This window comes from Parashewanella curva (genome assembly GCF_003675895.1).
Lineage (GTDB): Bacteria > Pseudomonadota > Gammaproteobacteria > Enterobacterales > Shewanellaceae > Parashewanella > Parashewanella curva.
The window spans coordinates 31,282-39,818 of record NZ_ML014791.1 but is presented as its reverse complement, the minus strand read 5'-3'; the positions used below and the strand labels follow the sequence as shown (position 1 = coordinate 39,818).

Sequence of the window (8,537 nt, the reverse complement as noted above, 5' to 3'; positions counted from 1 at the left end):
ATATTGCGAAGAAAGTAAAAGGCTTCATCGCCACGAATTAACTCTGCGACAAACACTCGGCCGGGCTTCATTCGTAAGCTGGCTTCTAACAACTGCTTTTGAGTGATATTGGCCACGCCTTGATTGCCTGCGGAGTAGAACAAACTGACGGTATTGGAGTGGGTGTTATACAGCTGCAATTCATCGACGTTTTCTATGGATATCAATCGCTCTGAATCAGGAACTTGTTGCAGTAATGAGCGCAGAAATGTAGTTTTACCTGAGCCTGTCGCACCAGAAACGATAATGTTTTTTCGCAGCTTGATGGCGAGTTTTAGAAAAGCGGAAATATTGCCATCTTGCTTAAAGGCCAACAGCTGGGCATCAGTTTCATTCTGACTGCCATTAACTTGGTTTTGTTTTGAAAAATAGCCCTGTCGTTGATATTCATCCAAGGTAAACACGGATTTGGACGGCTTGCGGATAGTAATACTGATCTTACCTACTTGAGTGACTGGAGGAATGGCAATTTGTACTCGCTCACCATGGGGTAAGGTTGCCGATAAAATGGGATGTGCGGCATCCAGTTTTTGTCCTGAATAGGTAGCAATGAGTTTGCTTAAGCGTTGGCAATATTCCTGTGTGATGGTATTGGATTTATGTTTTTTCCAGCCTTTATTGGATTCGGTTAATATTTGCTTGGGCTGATTAATAACAATTTCGGTAATGCTGGGCTGCACCAAATAAGTATTCAGCAATTTCAAATGTTCGAGTAATGCCAAAGAGTGGCAATCTTCGATTTTTACATCAGATCTAGGACTTGGATTAGTGGCTAAGTTTAAGCTCATAAACACTCCTAAAATCTAAGTCTCTGGCCACAAACACATTGATGTGTTCCCCTTGATTTTTATATAGCGTTGGTTTGATATGAATCGAGTCTTGAAGTGCGATGGAAGCGAGATCTTTAGTGCCTCCAATGGTGTCTCCGAATTGGATTTTATTGGTATTCCCTTTAGATTTATTGGCGTAATAGGTACCAACATCACCAATCAGACTGAGTAACATGGCACTGCCAAAACGTTGACCAAAATGACCATCAACATACCCACTGTGACCGCTGCGACCTAAGCTGTCGGTTCCCGGTGAAGCTAAATCCAAAATCACGCCTGTTGGGGTTTCGATGCGATCCCACAATACGAATATTCGAGCTTGCCCTTGTTCTAATCCAGTTTGATATTCACCAACAATATGACTGCCTTTTTCGAGCAGCAGCACCTTACCATTGGTGGAGTAAATATCACGGCTGAGCTGGCAACGAGTCATACCAGCCACATCACTGCTAATGGCGGTTTCTAAGATGCAGTCGAGAAACGCCCCTTTAGTGATAAACAAGTTAGGATCAATGATACGGCTAGCGACACTTCCCTGAATTTTGGTGGCTTGCAGTTGTTGGTTTAGTGAGTGGCTATCAGGCTGCGCTTGGTTCAAATCTGGTAGCGGGTCTTGCTGTTGAATGTGGTTTTGATCAGCTTGTTGGGAACTGTTATTGAGAACCAATAACCCATCCAGCTGCTTACGTTGTTGTGGTGTAAGTGGTTTTTTTTGACCGCTTAAACGAGCTAAATGACCGAATTGTGGTGAATTTGGTTCGTCCAATTGCCCTGTATGAATGATTGAGCTTTTATCTGCGGTTGGTGTTGTCGCTTTAGTGGAGTTTGAGTGCTTCTCTAGCTCAGGTGGTGCACCGAGATGATCGGCAATGGTGTAATGATGTTGGTTTGAGCTGGTATCAGATTTGCTATGACTAAAACCACCATTAATCGCCACTAACAACACAATCATTAATCCAGCGATAACAAACATTACGGCTTTGGTGAGCCATGAAGTGTTCTGCACTCGATTGCCTAGCTCTGGAACGGGATTAGATGACAGTTCTTCAACTGGATTTGACGACGGTTCAGTCATGCGTTACCTCCCGTCTTTTCGCAATTCGCTTCACTTGTGGGATCTGTGTTTTTTGATAACTTGCTGGATTTTCAGCATCGAAGGATTGGTTAAAAAGGCATAGGACTAATTGGCCTTGTCGTAGAGCCAGTCTTCGTACCACTCGCCTGATCACTATGGTGTTGGGAAAGTCAGGGTTGATATGACTGTTCACCAAACTTTCACTGTTGTCGTTATTGACGATATACACCGCAGGCAAGTCTTGTTTTTGGCTGAATTTGAGATAAGTAAAGCGGCCATCATCGAAGACTGTAGTAGGCAATAAGGCTTTATTGCCTTTATAGAAATAGTTTTGGTTATTGATCTGTGGCGTAGTGTGAAGGCTTAACTGATCGTCAAGTAACTGCTGTTGATTGTGTTGGTGCAGCTGAGTTTTGAGATCATTGGGATAAACAAAATCTACCGCAAACATCATATTGCGGCTTGTGGCTTGGTTACTGTTTTTTAGCTGTGACGCATTTAGCTCAAATTGGTATACATGGCGATTAGTCAGCACTGTCATATTGGTGATGGCTTGCTGAGCTTTAGGCTTGATAAAGATGTGGTTATCTACTGGCGTTACACTCCATGCAGCACTGTCGCCCATTGCAATCTGTTTGATTGATTCGCCTTTGGCAAAAGCAATGTCGGTGGCAAAACCATAGTGCCCAACTAACTTCACCACTTGCTGAGAATTGAAGTTAATATGGCGTACTCGTCTATCGAAATGGCCAATGTGGGGTGTCTCCAGTGCCAATGAAGTAAAAGAAGTCAGCATTAACGTCATGCCTGTGAAGACAGGCATCCAGCGACTTTTACCTATATTGAGTCTCAAAGGCACTAGGCACCTGCCTTCGCAGGTGCGACGGAGAAGATTGCTTAGACCACACATCCTAATCCCCTCCCGTGGCTTGATCATTGCGATAACTCAGCACTTGAAAACCAAGAGGATTAAGTTGTCTGTCGGCGACTGACATAGGTGCATTGCGATAAGTGAATGTGATGGTGGCAACCCAATGGGTTAATGGATTATTTTCACCGATTTGCTTTACTTGCTTGGTATAACGAACTAATGCCGTTGTGATTTGCTCACCATTGTTTTTATCGTGTGCTATAAAGCTTATGGCATTCACTTTGATCAACACTTGTGCTGATTGACCATAAAGGTTGATTGGCGCATTTGAGTTAGATTTGGGATCAGTTTGTAAGCCATAATCTTGCTGAATATTTTCATCGGACATTAAACCGATAAGTTTTCGGTCATAACTGCGGGTTTGCCACTGGTAGCCTTCTCGATGACGTAGATATTGAGCTAAGAAATATTTATCCAACACTTCCTGAGCCTGTTGTTTCACTTGCCCTTTGCTAGCTAAGATCGAAACTACATCGACAAAGCCAGTGTTATTATCCACTCGAATAACAAAAGGTTCGATGGACTTCAGTGGCATTAAAGTAATAAGACTGATAGCCAAAAGCGAAGCAAGTAGAGCTAGTAACAAACAGCACTTCCAAGCTCGTTGCTCCGATTGTTTGATTTTGACATTCAGCTCAGCATCCCAACCTCTGGCTTCATCAAAGTATTTTTGCAGTAACTGCTTATCGGTTAGTTGCTGCTCAAGTTCAGCCATGACGAACCTCAACAGGCTTAACCACGATTGGCTTTACATTTACAGGCTTGAGTCCTTTACCATCATCTTTACAATGCGGTGGTTTGGGCAAACTTGAGCAATGAGTAAGAAATAGGATGAAGCACACTGAAATTAGCTTTTTCATTGTTCAGATTCTCCCGAAATGCTGTTACCACCAAAGCGTTGTTGGTAGGCTCGATAGCCTGAACCAACAGGCTTGATTGGTGCTGATAGCGCTTGTCCTGCGTAGTTCAAATCTCTTCTGAGAGTGCGGTATTGATGGCGTAAGGTTGTCGGACGCATGGCATGAATACTGTTAGAAATCGCACCATGAGCGGCAATCACCACACCACCGCCGAGAGCTGAAGCCATTGCGGGTATTTGCTTCATCACTAAAATGCACAATCCCATCACAATGCACAGCATGGAGCTGTCACTGAGTGTGGTTAATGCCGCATGGTTGTGGGAAATTTGTGCAAGATATTTAGAGGCTACTGTAGTCATCAATTGCCCTGACGATACGCCAAGCAGCAAGATGAACCCGAAGTTGAGTACCATTCCCAGCCAGCTTTCAAAAAATCGTTGAGTGGCTTGAAACAGTAACAACACAAAGAAGGCCGGACCGATAGCCAATAACACACTAACCATGACTTTGCTGAGCAAAATAAAGAAGGCCACCAATAAGGTCAGGCAACCACCGATGGTTAATATCCCCATTGCCAAGATGTACATGCCAAAATTGCCATTCATCACGCCACCTTGTCGCCATGCATTATCGGCAAGGATGAGAATTTGGCCAAAAAGGTGATCTAACAGCTGTGCGGCATTTTGGGTTTTGGTGCCAGACACAACCGCCGCTAAAAACTGTGGTGTTTCACTTAAAAAGCGCACCACGGTTTGGTTGTAATGGCCAACGGTTAATCCCAAAGTCAAAATGAAACCAATCCGAATGATGCGAAAAAATCCCTCTTGTAATGGCTCCTGACTGCGACCAAACATCATTGAGTAGCCCCAAATCACTACCCATAAAATCATCATGCTGGTAAAAACAGGGATCAAGTATTGAATAAGCCTTGCCGAACCTTGTTGCACATAGTTGTGCAAGGCTTGATCAACCAAACTGAAAATACTGCGATACAAGTTACTGGTAGCCGCCATCTTGATTACTCTTTAGGATGAGCCATATCAGCGGGTAACGGTACGGGGTCGCCAGCCACAATGTCATTTGCCGCTTGTTGAGCGTTAATGCATTCAGGATGATTGCGGTATTTAGCCGGATTGTTGCTGCACTGGGTTAGAGTTTGCATCAAGATTTTCTGATGCTGTTTAAACCAAGCTACATCATGAGTTTGGCTTTGCTGACTATGGTGATTGTTCATTTTTGAGCAGCCTGTCATGACACAAAGCAGGCTTGAAATTAATAGGATATTGATAAGTTTCATGCAGAGTCCTCATATGGTTAGTGTTGAGTGTTCTGCCTTCCTTGGTGGGTTAGTTCCAATTCACATTAATCGGGTGTAGCTCACCAGCGGATTCAATCGCCATTTGGGTGATACGTTGCTGTGCTAAAGCATCATTGGCCTGCGCTTGAGTTTTCAGTAATTGCAATTTGGCCTGCTCATTGGCAAGCATGGCGTTCTCTGCTTGAATTCGGGCTTGTAAGTCTTGAATGTCTTTTTGTTTTGGTGCTTGAGTGATCTTGTTGATAAGCCTTGTGAGTTGGTCATATCTGACTTGGGTTTCTTGCAGAGATAATTGGGTTTGCCCTAACCAACGTCCACGGTAGCGATTAATATCATCAAACAAGCTTGCGCTGTCACCGCCCAGCTTTAGCCACTCGCTGTTGTGTAAGCCTTGTTGTTTAAGCGTGAGATTGGGATCGACTTTGACCGCCACATCGTAAACAGAATCAATGGCATCGCTCATTCCCGTGATACCGTTAATGCTACTGAGCTGACGTTTAGCGGTATCAAGCTGCTGTTTTAGCGTGTCGATTTCTTCCAACAAGTGACGTATTTCAATTATTTTTTGATGCAGGTTAGCAATATCAATTACTGGAAAAGCCAAGCTGGGTAATGGCAGTGATAACGTCATTAGTAGCGCCATCATTAGAAAAAGGCGTTTCATGCTTCACCTCGATGCTCATGCAAGGCATTAAAATATTCAGGGAGCCAGTCTTTGGGATCACTGCCAGCCGTTTCTACAATCCGATACATCAAGTTCACTTTGTCAGTAGTACCAGAGATCACTGCTAGTTCATCATCAAAGCCGTTCAAGTCTAATTTAGCAACGACACTTTCATGGCCTTGTTTGATGATGAATTGGCGAGAGTTGGGTTGTAGTTCAGTGCTGATTAGCTCAAATTCACGTTCGGTGAGATGCAGCCCATCCATATAATCATCACGTCGAGCTTTAGGATTGGGCATTAAAATCAAGGTGGCGCATTGTTCTATCAAGGTATGAGCAATGGGTGAGTTCAGCACGTCCTTAACCGATTGAGTGCCATACACCATAATGCCGTTTTGTTTACGAATGACTTTCTGTTTGTTTTGGGCTAAGTCTTCAAAATATTCGTCGGCCAGTAACTTCCAAAATTCATCCATAAAGATCTGCAACTTGCGACCATCAATCAGTTTTTCAATGCGATAAAACAGATACATCACAATAGGCGTACGGACTTCTTCAATATCCAAAAACTCTGTGACATCAAAGCCAAACAAGGTTTGATTGCTAATGGACAGTTCATCAACTTCATTATCCAAAACCCAGGAGAGTTCACCACCACGACACCACTTTTGTAGCCTTGAGCTGCAACCTTGTGGGTCAACGGGATCAAGAAACTCTAAACAGCGACTTAAACGGCGTTGTGGCTTAGGCAAACTCATTACGCCTTTTACGGCATCGGTTAGATCTTGATGGTGCTGGTGAGCCAAGTCATTTCCACAAAGTTTGGTGATTAATGAAGTAATAAACAGAATGTTGTCAGCAGTTGGCTCTAACTGGAAAGGATTAAAACCAGTAGGTTTGCCCATTTGCAAAGGTAGATATAATCCTTGAGTGGCACGAACGTAGATCTCTAAACCACGGTCTTTATCGAAGATGATTTGTGTTGGCTGATATTTCTTACTTTGGGAAATCAAAAAGCCTTGGAGTACAGTTTTACCAGAGCCAGAAGCACCGATAATTAAGGTGTTACCTAAAGCGTGATGCTCATCCTTAAGCTTGTCATCCTTACCCGTTTCACGATTTACATGAGCCTGAAGGACTTGGTTATGCGTATTAGACTCATGGAAATTCTGCTCGTGGAAATTGAAAAAATAAGGTGCGCCAGAAGCCGTTTGCAGCACAGTTACGGCATCGCCCCATTGATTGCCGCAAACTTGACCGGATGGATAGTTATGAAAGCTGCAAAATCCGGCAAAGTTACGAGAAGAAATACGAGCCGGACGTGGACGATAACGGCTGTTGGTAGGCAATTGCGAATAAAATGCTGATTGAATCGATAAATCATCTCTGGTGAGAATTATAGCTTGGTCGGCCAATTCAGATTTTAGTGCTGAAAGGTGCTTATCAATGGCCTCTGTCGTGTCAGCCAATACGGTTAACACCATATGATGTTCACCATAAACAATGCGTCCAGCGGTTAAATCATCAAGACCAATATCAATGGCATCGACTTGAGAGTGGGCAAAGTCACCTGTTGCCGTTAGCCTTTTTTGTTGGCGCAATAAAATCTCAGTCGCCACTGGTTTCGATAAAAACTGAAAGCTTTTCGTCAACACAAACTCAAACGGTGTCGATAAAAGCGCATTAAGCAAACCCGCTTCGGTGTGTTCAGGGTACTCCTTAATACTTAAACACGCGCCCAAACGGGTTTGCGTAATGCCTTTCAAGGCAAAGGTGTTATCAGAAAATAATGGTCTAACTCTGGGCAATGACTTTGAAATATCTTTGGTGTTGATGGCTCTAGGTTGCCACTCACCATTGGTCAGATAATCTAAAAGCGTTAGTAACTCGCTGTAGAACACTTTTCCTTTTACTTTGCCTTTATTGATAACGTCTTTGGTATAGATACCTAACCGTTTCGGATGATAACTTTCCAATGATGATAAAACCGTACTAACAACTTCATTCAAAACTGAGGTTGCTTGTTTTTGCTCAGCAAGAAATTGCTCCACTGTGGGAGATTTTATCTTTAGCTTTGATTTAAGCGGAACATCGGCATTACGGTAAATAACGGTTAGGTAAAGCTCATTGACCATCAACTGACTTTCGCAGATTTTGTCGATATATTTCTGATTAAGCTGCTTGTCAAAGTCGGATTTGAACTCGCCTTTTGGAACAATCTTGGATTCACGACGAATAAGATGCGTCCATAAACACACATGAGGGCTGGCGATGTTACGTAGCATCAAATTGAATTGCTCTTTCCACAGATTTACTTGCTCAGGATCAGCCGACTCATGTGCTACACCTTGCAGCTTGATGATCTGCAAATAATCGCCGCTATGAGTTTTGATGGTGTGTTCATTTACATGAGCTTGGTAAGGAATAAACTCATCAACGGAGTTTTCTCCCTGCCACTGCTCTTTGAGTTTCTCTACGGCGACAGCACTCATAGCATTCTCTCCTTATTTCGGGTGCTCACAATAGGGCTGGAACTGGCATAGCCTAAATTACGCCAACACATGGATTTAGCTTTGGTGTTCATCCATAACTTGAGTAAACGAAACATCGCAGGATCACGTAAACACAACGAATACATGAATGCATGCAAAGGGATATACAGCAATAAAAAGAAAGGATTTTTAGTGGCTATCATCAATACAGTGACTAAAGCGGCAGCAATGATAATGCCATCCAAAGTCACGCCCCATTTCATCGCAGGACGAGTGACAGCCACGAACAAGGGATCACGAAAATCAGTGGAGGACATGGTGGCTTTCC

General features: G+C 43.3%; 10 protein-coding genes. All 10 read right to left on the bottom strand.

The features are described from left to right. The coding region (gene virB11, locus D5018_RS13650; protein ID WP_121839551.1) for a P-type DNA transfer ATPase VirB11 at positions 1-827 on the bottom strand (827 nt) is incomplete at its 3' end. After that, positions 805-1,944, bottom strand: coding sequence for a type IV secretion system protein VirB10 (virB10, locus tag D5018_RS13645; RefSeq protein WP_207819301.1), 1,140 nt, complete (start codon positions 1,942-1,944; stop codon positions 805-807). The genes virB10 and virB11, both read right to left, overlap by 23 nt. Beyond that, positions 1,937-2,803 carry a P-type conjugative transfer protein VirB9 gene (virB9, locus tag D5018_RS13640; RefSeq protein ID WP_165905067.1) on the bottom strand — a complete coding sequence of 289 codons (867 nt, stop codon included), beginning with the start codon at positions 2,801-2,803 and terminating at the stop codon, positions 1,937-1,939. The genes virB10 and virB9 overlap by 8 nt, the downstream gene beginning before the upstream one ends. 52 nt (positions 2,804-2,855) lie before the next feature. Continuing rightward, positions 2,856-3,590: a VirB8 family type IV secretion system protein gene (locus D5018_RS13635; protein WP_121839549.1), complete on the bottom strand. Its 735-nt coding sequence runs from the start codon at positions 3,588-3,590 to the stop codon at positions 2,856-2,858. After that, complete coding sequence (locus D5018_RS21710) at positions 3,583-3,735, bottom strand: hypothetical protein (protein WP_165905066.1); 153 nt, start codon at positions 3,733-3,735, stop codon at positions 3,583-3,585. Before D5018_RS21710 ends, D5018_RS13635 begins: the two co-directional genes overlap by 8 nt. Then, the gene (locus D5018_RS13630; RefSeq protein ID WP_121839548.1) at positions 3,732-4,748 is read right to left on the bottom strand and encodes a TrbL/VirB6 family protein; all 1,017 of its coding nucleotides are present in this window, start codon (positions 4,746-4,748) and stop codon (positions 3,732-3,734) included. The genes D5018_RS21710 and D5018_RS13630 overlap by 4 nt, the downstream gene beginning before the upstream one ends. 5 nt (positions 4,749-4,753) lie before the next feature. Continuing rightward, positions 4,754-5,032, bottom strand: coding sequence for an EexN family lipoprotein (locus tag D5018_RS13625; protein WP_121839547.1), 279 nt, complete (start codon positions 5,030-5,032; stop codon positions 4,754-4,756). A gap of 49 nt (positions 5,033-5,081) precedes the next feature. After that, positions 5,082-5,717, bottom strand: a complete 636-nt coding sequence (locus D5018_RS13620; RefSeq protein ID WP_121839546.1) for a type IV secretion system protein — start codon at positions 5,715-5,717, stop codon at positions 5,082-5,084. Next, the gene (locus tag D5018_RS13615) at positions 5,714-8,209 is read right to left on the bottom strand and encodes a VirB4 family type IV secretion/conjugal transfer ATPase (RefSeq protein ID WP_121839545.1); all 2,496 of its coding nucleotides are present in this window, start codon (positions 8,207-8,209) and stop codon (positions 5,714-5,716) included. Before D5018_RS13615 ends, D5018_RS13620 begins: the two co-directional genes overlap by 4 nt. After that, entirely contained in the window at positions 8,206-8,526 is a 321-nt protein-coding gene (locus tag D5018_RS13610) for a VirB3 family type IV secretion system protein (protein ID WP_121839544.1), read from the bottom strand. Before D5018_RS13610 ends, D5018_RS13615 begins: the two co-directional genes overlap by 4 nt. Between the last annotated feature and the right edge of the window lie 11 nt (positions 8,527-8,537).